The 19,008-nt window shown below is 43.9% G+C and carries 18 protein-coding genes; 4 read left to right on the top strand and 14 right to left on the bottom strand.

All coding sequences use genetic code 11. From position 1 onward, the window contains the following. The 9 genes from atpA to WBA23_RS24190 all read right to left on the bottom strand — a co-directional run. A partial coding sequence (gene atpA, locus WBA23_RS24230) for a F0F1 ATP synthase subunit alpha (RefSeq protein ID WP_424584857.1) occupies positions 1–1,460 on the bottom strand: 1,460 nt, incomplete at its 3' end. A 134-nt stretch (positions 1,461–1,594) separates the two neighbouring features. Then, complete coding sequence (atpH, locus tag WBA23_RS24225) at positions 1,595–2,152, bottom strand: ATP synthase F1 subunit delta (protein WP_424584856.1); 558 nt, start codon at positions 2,150–2,152, stop codon at positions 1,595–1,597. 27 nt (positions 2,153–2,179) lie between these two features. Continuing rightward, on the bottom strand, positions 2,180–2,674 hold the full coding sequence (atpF, locus tag WBA23_RS24220) for a F0F1 ATP synthase subunit B (RefSeq protein ID WP_424584855.1): 495 nt from the start codon (positions 2,672–2,674) through the stop codon (positions 2,180–2,182). A 148-nt stretch (positions 2,675–2,822) separates the two neighbouring features. Next, the gene (gene atpE, locus WBA23_RS24215; protein WP_424584854.1) at positions 2,823–3,077 is read right to left on the bottom strand and encodes an ATP synthase F0 subunit C; all 255 of its coding nucleotides are present in this window, start codon (positions 3,075–3,077) and stop codon (positions 2,823–2,825) included. A 27-nt stretch (positions 3,078–3,104) separates the two neighbouring features. After that, complete coding sequence (atpB, locus tag WBA23_RS24210; RefSeq protein WP_424584853.1) at positions 3,105–4,157, bottom strand: F0F1 ATP synthase subunit A; 1,053 nt, start codon at positions 4,155–4,157, stop codon at positions 3,105–3,107. 14 nt (positions 4,158–4,171) lie between these two features. Next, positions 4,172–4,606, bottom strand: a complete 435-nt coding sequence (locus WBA23_RS24205) for a hypothetical protein (protein ID WP_424584852.1) — start codon at positions 4,604–4,606, stop codon at positions 4,172–4,174. A gap of 10 nt (positions 4,607–4,616) precedes the next feature. Continuing rightward, positions 4,617–4,874, bottom strand: coding sequence for an AtpZ/AtpI family protein (locus WBA23_RS24200; RefSeq protein WP_424584851.1), 258 nt, complete (start codon positions 4,872–4,874; stop codon positions 4,617–4,619). Next, positions 4,801–5,262 carry a bactofilin family protein gene (locus tag WBA23_RS24195; protein ID WP_424584850.1) on the bottom strand — a complete coding sequence of 154 codons (462 nt, stop codon included), beginning with the start codon at positions 5,260–5,262 and terminating at the stop codon, positions 4,801–4,803. Before WBA23_RS24195 ends, WBA23_RS24200 begins: the two co-directional genes overlap by 74 nt. 14 nt (positions 5,263–5,276) lie before the next feature. Further along, entirely contained in the window at positions 5,277–6,164 is an 888-nt protein-coding gene (locus WBA23_RS24190; protein WP_424584849.1) for a M23 family metallopeptidase, read from the bottom strand. A 173-nt stretch (positions 6,165–6,337) separates the two neighbouring features. Here WBA23_RS24190 and WBA23_RS24185 point away from each other — a divergent pair, with 173 nt between their 5' ends. The 4 genes from WBA23_RS24185 to WBA23_RS24170 all read left to right on the top strand — a co-directional run bounded on the left by WBA23_RS24185 (position 6,338) and on the right by WBA23_RS24170 (position 12,593). Beyond that, positions 6,338–8,977, top strand: coding sequence for a tetratricopeptide repeat protein (locus tag WBA23_RS24185; protein WP_424584848.1), 2,640 nt, complete (start codon positions 6,338–6,340; stop codon positions 8,975–8,977). Between the two features lie 122 nt (positions 8,978–9,099). Then, positions 9,100–11,460, top strand: coding sequence for a penicillin-binding protein 1A (locus WBA23_RS24180; protein ID WP_424584847.1), 2,361 nt, complete (start codon positions 9,100–9,102; stop codon positions 11,458–11,460). A 244-nt stretch (positions 11,461–11,704) separates the two neighbouring features. Continuing rightward, positions 11,705–12,280, top strand: a complete 576-nt coding sequence (locus WBA23_RS24175) for an RNA polymerase sigma factor (RefSeq protein ID WP_424584846.1) — start codon at positions 11,705–11,707, stop codon at positions 12,278–12,280. Next, positions 12,273–12,593 carry a hypothetical protein gene (locus tag WBA23_RS24170; protein ID WP_424584845.1) on the top strand — a complete coding sequence of 107 codons (321 nt, stop codon included), beginning with the start codon at positions 12,273–12,275 and terminating at the stop codon, positions 12,591–12,593. The genes WBA23_RS24175 and WBA23_RS24170 overlap by 8 nt, the downstream gene beginning before the upstream one ends. On the opposite strand, the gene WBA23_RS24165 is transcribed toward WBA23_RS24170, so the two are convergent. The 5 genes from WBA23_RS24165 to WBA23_RS24145 all read right to left on the bottom strand — a co-directional run bounded on the left by WBA23_RS24165 (position 12,588) and on the right by WBA23_RS24145 (position 18,914). Continuing rightward, on the bottom strand, positions 12,588–14,096 hold the full coding sequence (locus WBA23_RS24165) for a PorP/SprF family type IX secretion system membrane protein (protein ID WP_424584844.1): 1,509 nt from the start codon (positions 14,094–14,096) through the stop codon (positions 12,588–12,590). The genes WBA23_RS24170 and WBA23_RS24165 overlap by 6 nt on opposite strands. A 20-nt stretch (positions 14,097–14,116) precedes the next feature. After that, positions 14,117–16,672, bottom strand: coding sequence for a gliding motility-associated C-terminal domain-containing protein (locus WBA23_RS24160; protein ID WP_424584843.1), 2,556 nt, complete (start codon positions 16,670–16,672; stop codon positions 14,117–14,119). Between the two features lie 10 nt (positions 16,673–16,682). Then, positions 16,683–17,393, bottom strand: a complete 711-nt coding sequence (locus tag WBA23_RS24155) for an energy transducer TonB (protein ID WP_424584842.1) — start codon at positions 17,391–17,393, stop codon at positions 16,683–16,685. Further along, the gene (locus WBA23_RS24150) at positions 17,390–17,959 is read right to left on the bottom strand and encodes an RNA polymerase sigma factor (protein WP_424584841.1); all 570 of its coding nucleotides are present in this window, start codon (positions 17,957–17,959) and stop codon (positions 17,390–17,392) included. The genes WBA23_RS24155 and WBA23_RS24150 overlap by 4 nt, the downstream gene beginning before the upstream one ends. Before the next feature lie 271 nt (positions 17,960–18,230). Then, entirely contained in the window at positions 18,231–18,914 is a 684-nt protein-coding gene (locus WBA23_RS24145) for a hypothetical protein (protein ID WP_424584840.1), read from the bottom strand. Positions 18,915–19,008: the final 94 nt, after the last annotated feature.

Raw genomic sequence — 19,008 nt, 5'->3', positions numbered from 1 at the left:
GATAAGAACTCACGCTCAAAATCCTTAGATTTGCTGATAGGCACCTTATCCATTAAACCACTCGTAGAAGCATAAACAATTGCTACCTGATCTTCTACTGATACTGGAGAGTACTGAGGTTGCTTCAGAATTTCCTGATTACGCTGCCCTCGGTCAATAGTTAATTGGGTAGCCGCATCCAGATCAGAACCAAATTTAGCAAAAGCTTCCAATTCGCGGAACTGCGCTTGATCTAGCTTCAGTGTTCCAGCTACTTTTCTCATCGGCTTAATCTGAGCCGAGCCACCTACTCGCGATACCGAAATACCTACATTAATGGCGGGACGAATACCGGAGTTGAACAGGTTTGTCTCCAGGAATATTTGCCCATCAGTAATAGAGATTACATTGGTCGGTATATACGCTGACACATCACCCGCTTGAGTTTCAATTAATGGTAGGGCGGTTAATGATCCACCTCCTTTTACCATTGGTTTAATGGCATCAGGTAGGTCGTTCATTTGCGAAACAATTTCAGTATTATCGTTTAGCTTCGCCGCTCGCTCGAGCAAACGCGAGTGCAGATAAAATACATCTCCCGGATATGCTTCACGACCCGGAGGACGACGTAAGAGCAGTGATACCTCGCGATAAGCCACCGCTTGTTTAGAAAGATCATCGTACACTACTAAGGCTGGGCGACCAGTATCGCGAAAGTACTCACCAATTACCGCTCCGGTAAAGGGGGCAAAGAACTGCATCGGTGCCGGATCAGAAGCCGTGGCGGCAACTACCGTGGTGTAATCCATCGCGCCATTTTTCTCAAGGGCAGCAACTACTCCCGCAATGGTGGAAGCTTTTTGTCCGCAGGCTACGTAAATACAGTAAACCGGCTCACCCTTCTCGTAGAATTCTCGCTGGTTGATAATCGTATCAATTACTACCGCCGTTTTTCCGGTCTGTCGGTCACCAATTACCAGCTCTCGCTGGCCCCGACCAATCGGGATCATAGAATCAATCGACTTGATACCAGTTTGAAGAGGTTCACTCACTGGCTGGCGATAGATTACACCGGGTGCCCGTCGTTCTAGCGGAAGTTCAATTACATCACCTTCAATGGGGCCTTTTCCGTCAATTGGCTCGCCTAAGGTATTTACCACTCGGCCTACTAAGCCCTCGCCAACATTAATAGAAGCAATCCGTCCGGTACGGCGCACAGAATCGCCTTCTTTAATATCGTCTTGCTCGCCTAAGAGCACAGCTCCTACATTATCTTCCTCTAAGTTAAGTACCAGAGCATTGAGTCCGTTTTCAAATTCTAGCAGCTCACCAGACTGAGCGTGGGTGAGACCGTAGATTCGGGCTACTCCATCGCCAATTTGAAGAACGGTGCCTACTTCTTCCAGTTCGGCCTCAGTTTTAAAGTTAGATAATTGTTCGCGTAGTATTGCGGAAACCTCATCGGGTCTTACTTCTGCCATATTTTTTTAATGATTAAAGGTTGAGGGTAAAGGGTTGAAGGCGACTATCGCGCGGTATAAAGTGTAAGGCAGAAGGTTCTGCACCTCGTACCCTTTACCCCTTATACCGTTCACCCTTTACCTTGTATCCATTGTTAAAATCCTTTCGTGTAACTTTCGTCGGTAAACTCGTACTGTAAGGCTTTAAGTTTAGACTTTACCGAATTGTCCATCATCCGATCACCAATTTGTAGCACAAAGCCACCAATTAAATCCGGATCAACTTTTTCGGTTAAGTCTACTTGATGCCCCGTACGCTCGTTAATACTGCCGATTATCTTTTGTCGTAAATCAGGAGTAAGCGGGACCGAAGAAGTTACCGTCACTTCCTCAATATTTTTGTAATGATGATACTGATGAATAAACTCATTGGCTAGCGACGGCAAGATAGCTTCTCGATTTTTGCGGGTGATAATATCAAAAATAGCCAACGTGGCCTGATTTACTTTTCCTTCAAAAATCTGGTAAAGAATGGCCTTCTTCTTATCATGACCAACGATAGGGTTCTTCAGCATCAGTTGAAAATCGCGGCTAGACCGGCAAGTCTCAGCGAAGAGTTGCATGTCCTGGTATATATCTTCTAACGCATTTCTCTCAATGGCTAGTTCTATCAATGATTTAGCGTAGCGCGAGGCTACCCGAGAATCTGTCATAAGTAATAGTCAAATAAATACTTTTGCTTAGTTTTCGTTCAGGTCGTCTACTAATTTATCAATGTACGATTTCTGAGCGGTTTCCCCTTGCAAATTTTCTCGAAGAATTTTCTCAGCAATCTGTACGGATAAAGAAGCCACTTGCTGTTTTACATCAGCTAACGCTGCTTTCTTCTGACTTTCTATTTCTAAGCCAGCATCTTCTACCATCCGCTTTCGCTCCTTTTCTCCCTCTTCTCGGGCAGCATCTCTAATCTTACCTGCTGCCGAGGTAGCGTCGCGCAACATGGCTTCTCGCTCCTTTCGGGCTTCAGCCAATAACTGTTCGTTGCTAGCTTGTAGCTGCTTCATTTCTTCCTTCGCCTTTTCAGCAGTGGTTAGAGCCTCTTCAATAGAAGACTCTCGCTCATGCAAGGCTCCTAAGATAGGCTTCCAGGCAAACTTACTTAATACAAATAATAGGATAAGAAAACCTATCAGCTGCCAAAAAATTAGTCCTAGTCCAGGAGATAATAGTTCCATATGATATATAGGTTCTGAGTTATTTTAATCTAGTTCTATGTTTAATCAGTTTGCTATGAATCTGTACTTAGGTAAAAATTGCATAGCGCCACTTGCTTATTTTGAAAGATCACAGAACTCCTAACGAGTTCTGTGACTTTCTTACAGATTAAAGATTGTAGTCTCCTACGGCAATTAGCAGACAAACTACTACACCAAATAGAGCAATTACTTCAATAAGGGCGGCAATAATCAGCATGGCCGTTTGGATACGTCCAGCGGCGTCGGGCTGGCGAGCCATCCCTTCCATTGCTGCACCTCCGATGCGACCGATACCTAGTCCTGCGCCTATCGCGGCAATACCAGCACCGATTCCTGCACCCATCAGGGCTGTCCCTGCGTCTAACAAAAGCATTAGTAACATAAACTAAAAATTAAATTATGATTGAAACTAGATTAAATTTTTGTCTACTTCAACCTCTTCGTGGTGATGTTCTGCTACAGCAGCACCAATATACATGGCTGAGAATAAGGTAAATATATAGGCCTGAATGGTGGCTACCAGTAGCTCAATCAGATTGATGAATACGATAACCAGTGAACTGCCAGCCCCAATAGCGAACGAGTTGAATAGAAAAGGAAGAGCAATCAGACTTAAGATCACGATATGCCCCGCCGTAATGCTCACAAATAAACGTATCATTAGCGAGAAAGGCTTAGTAAACAAGCCTAAAATCTCTACTGGAATCATAATAATCAAGATAGGCCACGGCACTCCGGGAGGGGCTAGATGTTTCCAGTACTCTTTGTTACCGTTTACATTGGTTATGATAAACGTCAGTACGGCTAAAACCAATGTCACCGCGATGTTTCCGGTCAGATTAGCAGCTCCGGGGAGAAGTCCCAACAAGTTATTAAACCAGATAAAAAAGAATAGTGTCAGCAGATAAGGCATAAATCTCCGGTATTTATGCTTTCCGATGCTGGGGATAGCAATTTCATCACGCACAAACACAATGATAGGCTCGAAGAACGACTGAATGCCTCGCGGCGCAGCTTTAGGATTACTTTCGTAGCGACGGGCGACGGTAGTAAATATTAGCAGCAGTATCAGAATACTTAAAAAGAGCGAAGCTACATTTTTAGTAATTGAAAAGTCATACACTTTGCTATCATCCAAAGCTACCACATGATTGTGCTCTTCGTCGAGGCGGTAGCCTTTGTAGGCCACTGGCTCGTGGGCTTCGTTATAGAAGTTGCTCGAAGAAAAAATATCTAACCCCTGCCCGGGTGAGTAAAGAATGATGGGCAGCGGCAGTGTAATGTGCGTATGCCCAATAGTAGCAAAATGCCACTGGTGGGCATCCTGTACGTGATGCAGTATAAAACCTGTTTCGCTTTCATCCTCACTCTCAGCAGCAAAAGATGGAATAGTGAAAAGTAAGAGAAAGAAAAGGAAAAAAGAATGTAAAAATCGGTACTGTGTATAGCGCTTTCCGTGCATATCGGATTGGTTTCTCAATTCGGGCGCAAGGTAGTCAATAAGCTATATAATTCAAAAGCGAGGAATACGAAATACACCCCCATAAAATTGAGTGCAAAAGACAGCCTATCAGGTACTCCCATTTTCAGAACAACGTAGATCGCAATAATACTCAGTGTGAAACGGATAAGCGTAGCTCCCATCACATACTTTACAACAGCTTCCTGCGACTTACGCATACCCCACTGACCAAGCAAAAGAGATATTGCGGTGAGCACAAAAACAAACAAAATGATATACCAGAGCGTATCGTGCAGCCAGGAAATGTGAAGCATGTATTTGAGTCCGGCCAATAGTAGTACAGCACTGGCGGTGAAGAAAAGGAGCGAAGTAATAGTATTTTTAAACAATGAAAAGGTAGTAGGATCGTGTAACGATGGAAATAACGGGTACGCAGTAGTGATTTGCAACCTAATGATACTATTCTTTTGGCAGCTGACGAATTAGTAAAATTATCGAACCAGTAAGAGCCAGCAATAAAAGTACGATCGTAATAAAGGGGAAACGATTGCCCACACGCTCGTCGAGCTTGATACCACCCCAAACGGCCAGCCCCATGACCGCAATCATCTGAAAGGCTAGTCCGGAGTACTTAGCGTAAGTGCTAAAGTGTTCGTGACTGGGTTTCTTCTTCTGATTCGGGTTCGGCGTATTCGCCGGTGGTTTCTTCGAGTTCATCGGTATAGGTCAGGTCGCTTTCGCTCACCGAAACTCCCATACGGCACGAGCCGTTGAAGGTAGCTCCAGCTTCTACAATAAGTTTGTTGGTCGTAATATCACCATGAATAACAGCAGTGGGCTTTAGGGTAAGAAGCTCACCCACTTCAATAGATCCTTGAATCTCGCCGGCAATAATAGCGTTTTCAGCCATTACCTTGCCTTCCACGTAGGAAGACGACCCCAGAGCTACTTTAGCCTGACAGTTCACATTCCCCTTCACTTCACCTTCTACACTAATGTTGCCGGTGGTGATAATATCTCCTTGAATAGTAGTGCCTTTACCAATGTTGCTGGTGCTACTAGAATCTTCCACTTTAGGTTTTTTATCTTGATTGTTGCTAAACATATCGGGTTGAAAGTTTAAAATGATACAAATTCTTCAGGGTTCATAGGGTTTCCGTTATACCACAACTCAAAATGTAGGTGAGGTCCGGTAGTCAGTTCGCCCGTGTTTCCAATAATGGCAACCACATCGCCCGCACTTACAAAGTCGCCCGTTTTCTTGAGCAAACTGGAATTATGTTTATATACGGATATTACATTACTTCGATGCTGTAACGTTATTACATAACCGGCATCTTGCGTCCACGAAGCCATAATTACTGTGCCATCGGCAACGCTTTTAATTGGCTCATTCTTCTTAGACACTACATCCACTCCATAGTGCCCAATTTTTGGATTATACGGTGCCGAGATAATTCCTCCCAATGGCGAAAAGAAAAACAATTCATCTAACTGGCTAGACGGAGCTAACGAAGCCGAAGTTAACATTTCTACTCCACTTTCCTCGAACTCCTCCCTAAACTCAGTATCAATTTTTGAGGGTTGAAGGTCACCCTCAGTTTGACTACGCATTATTTTGCCATCTACTGATCGATCATCTACACTTGCTAAATACGCATTTTCTGTTTCCAACGTACTGTCGCCGCTCACAATATACTGAAACGAATTAAAAAATTGATGACTTTGCACAATCACATGTTCTAAAGAATCTACTGCTAAGGAAAGTTCAATAAGTTTACGATTAGACTCTGCTTGCGCGTAGCGCGGATCAAACCATTGTTTTAGTAAGGTATTCACTAGAAAAAGACTGATAATAAAAATTATCATGCAAATAGATACAATGAACATTGTTAACTTAGCGTAAGTAAAGGTGAGGGTAGTTTTCTCGGCAAAATCTTCCTCGTTCCGAACAATTACCAGATATCTATTCGTTAACTGGCTAGCAAATGTCTTTTTCGATTTCAAAGTATTATCGTTATTTACATAATCACTTGGTAGACTAGACTATACCTAAGTTAGGCCGTTCTAACGAAGTGGTATAAACAAATCTAACCATTTAACCAGGAATACATAAATTGCACACCTTCAGCATTGAGCTATAGTCTGTTAGCTTTATTTTAAATCTAAATATTATTCCATTGAAGGTAAAAGAATTTGGAAAATATTACATTCTAATTTGGCTACTGGCTCTTGTAGCCGGTTCGGGCTGTGCCCCGGAAGCTACTGGGCTGGCTTCTAATGTTTACCACAACACTACAGCCCGCTACAATGCGTACTTTTACGCTCGGCTGCAAATGGAGGAAATTCAGCAAGCTATTGCTGAAAATGAAGAAGTCAACTATAATAAAACGCTAAGAGTATTTCCCGAACCAGATACTAATCTGATTAATGGATTGAGCGAGCAACTTGACGATTGTATTAAAAAAGCATCCGTCGCTATTGAGCGCCATCCTAATAGTCGCTGGGCCGACGATTCTTATATATTAGTGGGGCAAAGCCGATCCATTAACCAGAACTACGGCGATGCTATTAAAACGTTCAAGTTCGTTAATACCCACAGCGAAGACGATGAAGCCCGCCACCGGGCGTTAGTTGAACTTATGCGAACATTTATTGAAGCCGGTGAGCAAAACAACGCTGTTTCAGTATCTGACTACCTACGAAAAGAAAAGCTCAATCGTACCAACAAAATACAGTTTTATCTGACCCGCGCGTATCTAGCTCAGTTAAATAAGGATTATAATGCAATGGTGGGCAACTTGCTGCTGGCGGCCCCACTCATGAAAAACGTGGAAGGGCGAGCTAAAATCTTCTTTATTCTTGGCCAACTCTACCAAGAATTAGGCTTTGATGCCCAAGCGTACGAGAACTACCAAGAGGTGCTAAAAAGCAATCCGGAATACGAGCTGTTCTTCTACGCTCGCTTGAATATGGCCCAAGTGTACGATCTCTCAAAAGAAAGTGATACTAAAAAGATTCGTAAGTATTTCGTCAAACTACTTAAAGACCAGAAAAACGTAGAGTATCGTGATAAAATCTACTACGAAATGGCTCAGTTTGAGCAGAAACAGGATGATCTGGAACTTGCCATTGAGTACTACAATGAATCGGTGCAGGCCAGCATTGGCAATAATCGGCAAAAAGCGTATAGCTACTGGGAGTTGGGCAAAATCTACTACGACGAATACGCTAAGTACGAGCTCGCCAAAGCGTACTACGATAGCACCATTGCCGTATTACCGCAAGATGAACCTCAGTACGAAGCTATTGCTACCCGCCAAAAAATTCTGACCAACTTTGTAGAGCAACTCACTATTATTAAGGTACAAGACAGTTTGTTAGCACTAGCCGAGATGGATACCTTGAAGCTTAGTGCTTACTTGGACGAAGTACTCGCTGAACAAAAGCAGCAGCAACAAGCCGAAGAGCGATTAGCCAATCGGCAAGCCCGACGGCAACGAGCGGTTTCTCAATTTGGTGCAGCTCCTAACCCATTCGCTACGGTTCCAGGTGGAGAGTCGGTAACTGCCGCCGTGGGCGAAAACTGGTATTTCTATAGTCCGGCCGCCATAAGTCAGGGGCAAACAGCTTTCACTCGTAAATGGGGCAATCGGCAGTTAGAAGACAACTGGCGACGCTCCAATAAAACAATTGAAGAAAACTTTGCTGCTGACGATGAGAAACTGATTGACGTAGCCGATCCAGTGCTGGGCGACCCTTCGGCTGATGTGGCTGATGCCACCGGTGGCGAAAAACAAGCCCTCTACGCCGACATTCCGTTTACCGAAGAACAGAAGCTAGTAGCTTTTCAGCAAATTGAAGACGCTTACTTCAAGCTGGGGGGTATTTATAATTTTGATCTGGAAGAAAAGGCGAATGCTATTGAAACCTTTGAAACGTTGCTCTCACGCTTTCCGGCTTCTGAGTACGAACCGGAGGTGTTATACCAATTATATCTGCTGTATCAGGAGCAAGGTGATGATGCTACCGCTACTCGCTATAAGAACCGACTACTAACTGATTTCCCCGATAGTATTTTCGCGAAGGTCATCCGCAACCCAAATTACCGGGAAGAAAGCAATATGGCTAGTGCTCAACTTCAGAAGATTTACGAAGAGGCGTATCGCCTTTACCAAAAAGGGGCTTATCAGCAAGCTGAGCCATTAGTCCAGACAGCACTCCAGCAGTACGATGATAATGACTTTGTAGATAATATGAAGTTATTGCAAGTTCTGATTTCGGGAAAACTCAGTAGCCAGTATGAATACCAGTTCGCACTACAAAGTTTTATTGATGAGTACCCCGAAAGCGAAGTGACTCCCTACGCTCAAGAACTACTCACGGCAGCTCAGGGTTTTGAGGAAAAGTTAGCAGCTCAGCAAGGAGCCAAGTTCATTCCTGAATTTAATGAAAAGCACTCTTTCATTTTAGTGTACAATAGCAAAGGACGGCTATCTACTGAGTTGCCGAGAGTTGTAGATGCTTACAACGCTGAATACTTTGCGGAAGCCCAGCTTCGTTCGGCGAACCTGATGCTGGAAGATGGGCAAGTGATGATCATTGTGGAAGAATTTCCCGATCAGTCTACCGCCCAACGGTACTTTGAAGAGTTTAATAGTGATATATCTCCTCTTAATAATCTTCCTGAGTCTAATAGCTACGACCGCAGCGATATTACCAGTAATTTCATCATTACTGAGGATAATTTGCCTATTTTGTATCGTACTAAGGATATAGAAAATTATCTTCGTTTTTTTGAAAAGCATTACACCTTCTAACCAACTGGGTGATTTTTAGTAAATTTGTCTGATTTTTGTTCCGTTCAATTACACAACGTTTAGCACTTAGCAAACGCACCACCAAGAAATCAAGTTAATTAGCAGAAGTAGATACCATTAAGATGGCCAGTACTCAAACCTCAAAGAAAGAAGTTGAGAAGAAAGACCGAACCCGATTGTACACCTGGATTGTACGTGGAGCTTGGTTTTCATTTATCTCTTTCTTCATTTTATTTCCTCTCTACATTTACACCGTAAGCATCGATTTTATGGGGCTTTACGGTGGGCTACCTAGTTGGTCGGCCTTAGAGAATCCTAAAAACGATGTTTCATCCGAGCTCTACTCGGCAGATAATGTGCAATTAGGAAAATACTACCGTGAAAACCGAAGTCCCGTTACTTACGAAGAATTGTCGCCCAACTTAGTGAACGCCTTGGTGGCCACTGAGGACGAGCGCTTTACCGAACACAGTGGGATTGATCTGCAAAGCATGGGTCGGGTTGCCTGGGGAATTACCAAAAAAGTAGTCACATTCGGAGCTAGTAGTTTAGACGGTGGAGGTAGCACATTATCTCAACAAACTGCTAAGAACCTATTCAAAACCCGGGGCCAAAATGAAGGTCCGCTCATGAGTATTCCGGGTTTGGGGATGCTCATTATTAAGACGAAGGAGTGGATTGTAGCCGTAAAATTGGAGCGTTATTATACTAAGAAAGAGATTCTGGCAATGTACCTTAATACTGCTGAGTTTAGTAGTAACTCTTACGGTATTAAGGTAGCCGCTAAAACCTTTTTCAATAAGCCAACATATGATTTAGATGTAGAAGAGGCCGCCGTATTAGTCGGTATGTTGAAAGCTGCTACATACTATAATCCCGCTCGTAATCCTAACAACTCCATGCGTCGCCGCAATGTGGTAATGAACCAAATGAGAAAAAATGGATATTTGGAGCAGGAAGCTTACGATACACTAGCCCCTCAACCTATTGTGCTCAACTTTAAGGTTGAAAGCCATAACGATGGTCCAGCTACTTATTTTCGGGCAGTAATCCGCCGATGGCTCTATCGCTGGGCCGATGAACACGGTTACGACCTAGACGAAGACGGCCTAAAAATTTACACCACCCTGGACAGCCGCATGCAAGAACACGCTGAGGTAGCGGTGAAAACACATATGAGTTACCAGCAAGGGTTGTTTGAAAAACACTGGGGCAAAGAAAACCCCTGGCGCGATGAAGAAGGTAAGGAGATTAAAGGCTTTGTGGAGATGTTAGCCAAGCGATCTCCCCGCTATAAAGGATTGGAGGAAAGGTATGGCAAAGATCATGATTCTATTCAGATTGTGATGGACACCCCAGTGGCAACCACACTGTTCACTTGGGAAAATGAAGACTATAAGAAGGATACGATTATTAGCCCGACTGATTCTATCAAATATACGCAGCGCTTTTTGCACGCAGGCTTTATGTCAATGGATCCACTCAGCGGACACATTAAAGCTTGGGTTGGTGGTATTAACTTTGAGAATTTTCAGTATGATCATGTAATGAGGGGTAAGCGGCAACCTGGTTCTACGTTCAAACCATTCGTGTACGCCGCAGCCGTTGATAATGGCTATTCACCTTGCTACGAAGTGGTAGATGCTCCGGTAACATTTAGTGTGTTTACCAACGGAAGAGAAGATACCTGGACTCCAAAGAACGCGGGGGGCCGCTACTCTGGAGATAAAATGACCATCCGGCAGGCAATGGCTCAGTCCATAAATTCTGTGACTGCATTTGTGATGAAGCGTCTCGGCCCCGAAACGGTAGTCAGTTATGCCAAGCGAATGGGTATTACCAGTAATATTGAAGCGGTTCCCAGTTTGGCACTCGGCGGAGGGGGAGACGTATCAGTCTACGAAATGGTAGGTGCTTACAGTACTTTTGTGAACCACGGTACCTGGACCGAACCCGTCTTTATTACTAGAATTGAGGACAAAGAAGGGAATGTAGTGTACGATCATCCGGTGAAAACCCGGGAAGCCCTGAGCGAAGAGACTGCCTATTTGATGCTCTACATGTTGCGAGGAGCTACTGAGGAAGAAGACGGAACGGGGCGTGGCATTCCACTGGAAATTCGGGAAGGCAATGAAGTAGGAGCTAAAACTGGAACAACATCTAATTACTCCGATGGCTGGTTTATGGGCGTAACGAAAGATTTGGTATCGGGAGCTTGGGTAGGAGGCGATAACCGCAGTGTTCACTTTAAAACTTTGGCACTGGGACAGGGTGCACGAATGGCGATGCCTATCTGGGTAGAATATATGAAGCGGGTTTATGCTGATGAACGCCTCGACTACGAAAAAGGAGCTTTTGAGCGACCTCGTACCGGACTATCCATTGAAATTGATTGCGATCAGTATGGTTCTTTCGGCGAGGAAGCGGATTCCTTGCAGACAGAAGATTCTCTACAAATTGTTGATCAGGATGAAATTTTCTAAAAAGTAGCTTATTAGCGCAATTTTCTTTACCTATCTATCTGATAATCAAATATTTGTGCTATTTCTATTATTTAGCACATTGTATATTCTGAGATAATACTTGTACGAAAACCGCTCATTTGAGTGGTTTTTTTGTTTCTTTAGTAGAAATTATCTAATTAATTACATCCGAAAAAAATTTCGGCTTTCTAGAACAGTAATTGTTTCATCCTTACTAACTTTTTCGTAGTAATAACCCGTAGCTGTGGAGCAGACGTATACCGAAGATCAAACGCTTATTCAGCGCATCAAAGATGGCGATGAAACTAGCTTAGTTAAAATTTACAAGGAATATCGACCGGCTTTCCAACAATGGGCGCAGCATAGCTACCGCATTGATGAAGAGCAATCGGCTGATGCCTTTCAAGATGCGGTAGTTTGCTTGTACCGCAATATCGTTCAGGGTAAATTGGAGTTGCTAACCAGTTCGCTCAAAACCTACCTATTCGCTATCGGAAAAAATGTTGTTCGTAAGAAGTTACAGCAACCTGTTACTCTGGAAAGTAGCGAACTAGGCTTGGTAGAGAATCTCTACACCGACCCTGTCGATCAATTTGCTACCAACGATCGCCAGCAACTAGTTGCCCGACTAATGGAAACCATTGGCGAACCCTGCAAAAGCATTCTGGAGCTATTTTATTTTCGGGGGTTTAGTATGGAAGCTATTGCTACGCGGCTACAATACAAAAACGAAAATGTAGTGAAAACGCAAAAGCTGCGCTGCCTAACCAGCCTAAAAAACATGGTTCGCGAACGGTATCAAAACGAAGATTTTGTCTAAGACAACAAAGCAGACGATGGCAGAAAATCGCTTTAACCAAATTGATAGATATGTTAGCGGCTTGATGGCCGATGAAGAGGTAGTAGAGTTTGAGCAACGGATGCGCGAAAACCTCGGCCTGGCTGAAGGGGTGCATTTGCACCGCGATATTCTGACTGGAATGGAGCTACAATTTATGCGCGAACTCAAAGATCGTCTTATACTAGCCGATATACCCGAGAGAAAGGTAAACTGGAAACTTATCGCTGTAATTGCCGGTGGGGTGGCTATTTTAGCGGCTGGATACGCCATTTACTATTACTCTTTACTATAGCGGCGAAAAACTAATTTCTACCCGGCGGTTTTTAGCCCGCAGTACTTCGTCGGTATTGGGGTACAATGGTTCTTCTTCCCCCTTCCCTTCCACCCGAATTCGCTGAAAATCAACTTGATAGTCCAACAGAAGTTGACGAACGGCATTCGCCCGAGCTGTCGATAGCTGGTAGTTGTCTTCTTGATTACCTACGTTATCAGTATGTCCTGTGATTGTTACCGCTAAATTCGGATTCTGCCGCAAAAAGCGCGCAATTGCTTGCAGCGAACTCTCCGATTCTGCTCTCACAGAAGTTTGATTAAAAGAAAACTCAATAAATAGATCGAGGGTAGATGTTTCTATCCGACCGCGAAGATCGTCTGAAGATAGAGGCACAACCGGGTTCATATTTGAGACATCCCCTACCGAATCTGTAAACGAAACGGGTGGAAGATAAGTGAGCTTAGGAATAGCTAGGTTCGTGTTTTTAGTTGAGCGGTCCTGACGGTGAGATTTACGTTTTTTGAGACGCTTTTTCTTAGTTTTACTTTTAGGCGATACAGATTGGTGCCAAGCCAATACTACTTCAAAAGCATTTTGTAGTGGATTAGCTCGGTGGCTACTCGCCCCTGTATCAAAGCTAACTCCTAGCGTGTAGGTAGGCTGATGCCACTGTAGTGCCAAAGCCAAGCTACGATTGAGCGTGTAGCGAGTAATAAAGTCTACCTGCGGAGCAGATTTATTCGCAGAAAAAGCATTTCTGAGTTCATAGGAGAGCCGACTACCTATATTTAAAATACTTACTCCCGCCTGATGAAGCAGCAACAATTCAGGAAACAGCGTAAATCGATTTTTTTGGTACGCTCGGAAGCCGCTTTGTAGACTCAGCGTAGACGGTAATGGTTGAGCGTCACCAAAAAAAGATTCATCCGGTCGGTTGAGATCCAGCCAGCTTATTCCAGCGTAAAATGTGGTAGCTTGATGACGGTCTACGGCGTACCATAGTGCTCCGGTTCCTAAGGAGAAGTAGCTCGTTTGCAAATCATTCATGTTTTCGCCAGAGGCTAATGCTGGGTCAAATCCCTGACCAAAACGATACTGGCTTCCGGTGCGAATATTTTCAGTAGAGATCCGCTTGATTTGATATTGCGTCTGAAATCCTAAGCTAAGCCGTTGCTGTCGCGAAAGCTTAATGTCGTGTGCCAAAGAAGCGCCCAATCGCTGAAAGTGGTACCAACCCGATTCCCCGGTGTTGTCATCCAACACCGAAATACCTACTCCGCCATACCGGCGTTTGCCCTGAAGCAAAGGACGGGTTACGGTAAGTTGAGAGGATTGAAAAGTATATCCACCATCGAAATTCTGATGACGATAATGGGCGATAACCCACCAGTCGGGCGAAGCGGCGGTCCAGGCAGGATTTACATTGCTGGGAGCTAACTGATACTGAGAAAATAACGGATTCTGCGCAGTTGAATAAAATGCAGTAAATAAGAGGAGAAACAGTGGAAAAGTACGAATCATACCGATAGACGATCAATAAATTACTGAACCAAGCGCAAAGTTCCCGACTGATTTCCTTCAAACTCCAGGGGAGTGCCGTCCTCAAAAGAACCTGAAACCTTCCATAGATAAAGTCCGTTAGGCAGCGATTGATTACGGTATTTCCCGTTCCACCCTTCTTCTAAACGATTGGTTTCAAACAGCAGCGTACCCTGTCGATCGTATACTTGGAAAATTAGCGTTTTGATACGCTGCCCATACAGGCGAAACTCATCATTTTTGCCGTCGCCATTTGGCGAGAAGAGGTTGGGTACAAACAGCGTAGTAAGTACCGGAGCGGGTTCTACTATCACGGTAATACTATCTATAACAGAGCAGCCATTTAGCGTAATCGCCTCGAGGAGGTAGGTAGTTGTTTGGGTAGGTAATGCTGTCACCGATTGCTGAGTAGCGTTACTCAAATTATCTGCCGGAAGCCAAGCATAACTGAGAGCTTCTCCGGCATTCAGCGTGACTGACGAGCCAAATTCTATGTTCACTACCGTATCGGCAATTAATTCTTCTTCAGGAAAGAAATTGACTACCATAGTATCGTATACCAAACAGGAGGAAGGCAATGTAGCTTCTAGCCAAAGTGTATCAGGTTCATCTACCTGAAAAGCTAATGTATCTAGCGATCCTAGCAAACCTAGATTAGCTGAGTACCAATTGACTTTCGAAAAAACAGAGTCGGCCGCCAACACTAATGGTTCGTTACGACAGACAATTGTATCGGCAGGAAGTGGATCAAACTTTTCATCAGTGGTAATGGTAAGTGTGTAGGTGGTAGCGCAAGTAGTTTTCGGTTGAGTAGCGTAGTAGAGCGTATCGGTTTCAATCACAGTATAATCTAACCTTTGACTGTTTTGTAAGTAACCTTGCTGCGTGGAGTACCAATCTACCGCCTGTTCGGCTCCTAAGCGAAGTGTAGTGTTAGTGCACACTGCCGTATCTTCTCGGGTAATGGTGAAGCAAACGGCTGGTCCTTCGCAAGGGGCGCTCATTTGAAATGCATTATCTACTGCGGCTACGCCCCAATAAAACTTGCCCTCCGGCAGATTGCGAACCGTATGTTCGGTACCGTATCCCGCTCGTCCGTAATCAGCCCGATGCTTAAACTCACCCGAAAATTCCGGCGAAATTTTAAAAGTGGTATCCCCTTCTAATAGCACGTACAGATCAAAAGTCAGCGCAGCTAATTGAGTGGTATCATCGGGCGAAGCATCCCAACTCAAAAAAGTCTCATTGGCAATAGTACGTACCTGAGGATTAGAAGGGCGACCAGGGCCAGGATTTTCAGCGTCGGTTTCATTCCAAAACAAAAATAAGGAGTCCGGCGAGTTTGGATAGTTGGCTACCAGCAATGCATCCAAATTTCCGTCATTGTTCATGTCGCCTATTGTTTGATGAAAGCTTGAGGCTAGTAACAATGAGTCGTACATCTCTTCTCGCATTGTGCTATCTTGGTTGAAGTACCAGCGCAGTACTTTTTGCCCGGTAGAGTCCTGGCCAGCCAGACCAATATCAGCAAGGCCATCGTGATTGTAGTCAGCCAACGTAGCGAAGTCCCCTTTAATTGAAGGGATAGTCAAATCTAACAACTCATAAGCCTGATTGGTGTACTGAAATAAAGTGATAGCCGGTTCATTTTGAGAATTGCGCCCGGATAGTAGTATGTCGCTGCGACCATCGTGGTTGTAGTCGCCAATGGCTACTGCGGTACTAATCACCGAATCGGGAACGACATTTTTTAAATCAAACGTAAACTTTGTTTGGTTTTGGTAAAGCTGAGTAATGGCTTCTCCATCTTCTGTAGCACCACTTAGTAGTAGATCCACCTCATCATCATTGTTCCAATCGTAAGCCGCTGCTACGCCCGCTTGTAGAGCGGTAGATAATGTATCTTGAACAATGAAAGCGGTATCTACATTCTGATAGACTAGGGCAACCAAAGAGTCAGCCCTGATACCATTTAGTAGTAGGTCGCGCCTACCATCATTATCGAAGTCAGCGCAAGCAATAATACTGGCTTGGAGGCTATCTACTTGCATCCTTATACCGTCGCCCGGATCGGTTAAAGAATAGAAGATATTAGTTGTCCCGTTCCCTACACTGTCTATTCCCGATATTACTACATCTAGCGTATTATCTCGATTGAGATCGGCGAAGGCAAAAGTGGCTTCTGTAATTGTAGGAAGGGCAAGAGGTTGTAGCGTAAACGTTTGATCACCCATATTTTCGTAGACCCAGTAGCCAACGTTACCTACCGAATCGGTTCCGTAGAAAAAATAGTCCAGAAAATCATCGCCACTTAGCTCAGCACCAATGGCGTACTCAATGTTGATTGGAACGGTGAGTGTATCGGGTTTAAAATTCTGAGCGGAGACTGTGGTCGTTGAGATGAAGTAGCACACGGTCAAAAATAAGCAGCAATCAAAAATCCCCCTTAATCTCCGTTCTACTGCTTGCCACAGACTTGACCCGTGGGCGGCCTCTTTTTCAAAAGGGGAAACGCATAATGTATTTTTATTCTGGTGCTTATGGGTAGAGGCCTTCATACTGTTGAACTTAAAAGTTATCACCTAACTGAAAATTGAGGGGCATAGTGTGCTTAGTTGCTACAGGTTCACCATTCACCCGGGCCGAAGACCACTGGGGCATAGATTTTACTAAACGGATAGCTTCCTCGTTAATGTCCTCACGTATGCCTTGCAGAATACGAATCTGGTCGGGATAGCCTGCTTCGTTGATATAAAACTCAACCAGTACCGAACCCGTTACTCCGGCTATCTTGGCTGCTTCGGGGTACTGCAAATGCTTGGCAAAATATTCGTATAAAGCAGGATAACCACCTACTGGCCGAGCTTCTTCAAACTGGCTGACGGCCGCCTCACTTGCCGAAGCATTTGCATTAGTTTTTGGAGATGAATTTTCAGTACTCAGGGCAAAAGATGGTTTTCTTTCGGGTAATGGCACCACCTGAACCTGAGATGAAAACTGATCGTTTTGCAGCGGGTTTTCTAGGCTAAACACATGTAGAGGAAGTGAAGCAATTTTAGGTGGTAGATTGGTAAAGCGAGGCGCATTCAGCCAATGAATAAGTTCCCAACCACCCAGTCCTAGCCCTACCGCCACTAAGGTGCCGAACAACCAATAACGATAGCTAGACCGAGTTCGCTGGGCGCGTTGGTACTGGGACAGAAGCTGGTCAAAATCCTGCCATTGGGCAGGGTCGGAAGGCGGGCGATCATCAAACATACAGCGATACGTTAATTTCATGATACTGATATTTGCATTTCCATCTGCTTGCGGAGTTTAGCCAGCAGTCGGTAGGTTTTTACTTTAGCGTGGTTCTCAGTGATATTGAGAATAAAACTGATTTCCCGAAAAGGCTTTTGCTCAAAAAAGCGCAGCTCCAAAAGCTGTACTTCCTCTAGACGCAATGTATTGATAGCCACAATCAACTGATCTCGCCATTTTTCTAGGTAGTCGGGCGAGTAATCTTCTTCATTTTTTAGTTCAGCCAGTAAGTTTTCATCAATGACGATTTTGCGGACGTGTTGGGTCTTACGAAAAAACTGCATCACTTCATTATGCGCAATACGGTAGAGCCACGACTGAAAAGGAGCTTTAGTAATTTTATATTTCTTCAAATGAAGCATCGCATTCAAAAATACCTGGGAGGTAATATCGGCGGCTACACTCTCATTATCTACTCGTCGGTACACAAACAAAAAGATTGGCCGATAGTGCTTTTCGTACAAAGGGCGAAATGCTTGCGGGTTTTTCTGAGCAGCCTGAATCTGCTGTCGCTCATTCTCCGATATAGATGCTAAACCTTCCAACGATTGTATGATAAATTTTTACTGCTAATAGTAGAATACAAAATCCTAGAAAAGATACAGCCTCAGTAGAAATTTTAGTAGCGAATCAGATGAGTTGGAAGATGTTCTTCTGCAAGAAAAGCTAATGAACGTTCATGTCACAATAAAGATAATCTGCAAATAGATAGCATTACGCTCCCTAGAATGCGACATTGGTACGAAAAGCGAATTAACAAATGCTTGGGTTCAGATACTATTGTGGCGGAAATAGAATAGTTTCTTGAAAAAAGATTCAAGAAAATCGTATTCGCTGATCTTTATTCCGATATAATATCCATAGAGAAGCCACTATTATGATACTACCCACTCCCAGATAGATATACACGGAGTGTATATAATAAGTCGTCATAGTTCTAGTATCAACGGTATCAAAGAAAACGACAGTTACCGCCCGATTGGCTACTTCAGACAGTAAAAATAGAACCGGTGCTGGCCAAAGGTGTTTAATATGTGTTACTCTAGCTTTGGTACAAATTATATAGCTAAAGTAAAATAGAATGGTAGTTAAGCCAACCTGTAATATCCAGTCACTAGTATTAAGATAATCTTCAATATTGGTAGTCGAGAATTTTTGTAGAGCAATAAGAAGTAAGAAAGATAGCATCTTTGCTACGTTTAAAACCAGCTTTATTCCTAGTACCAAAACGACTGCCATTAAGACTGTTTGAATGAAATTATTCCAGGGTTTAACTTTAGCAAACTCTTTTTGAATAGTGCTAGCATCACCGAAGCGCATTTTGGCTACCAAGAATGCTTCTTCAGCATTCAGTCCTGAGTCTTGCAGGGAGGCGGTTTCGCTATAAAAATGATCGTGAAGCTGATCTTTTTCTTCTCCCGAGAGAATGTTGGCTGAATTTACCTGACTCACATACTGGCCAATAGCTTTACTTAGGTCAAACGAGTTTGTGGGTTCCATAGCGTGGTCATTATTTGATTAATATTAGTCCATTCGCTTTTTAGCTCGCGCAAAGCTGCCCTTCCGGGCTGGTTAAGTGAGTAGTACTTTCGGT

The organism is Tunicatimonas sp., from assembly GCF_049647865.1.
GTDB lineage: Bacteria > Bacteroidota > Bacteroidia > Cytophagales > Cyclobacteriaceae > Tunicatimonas.
This window is presented reverse-complemented; position numbering and strand designations above follow the sequence as displayed.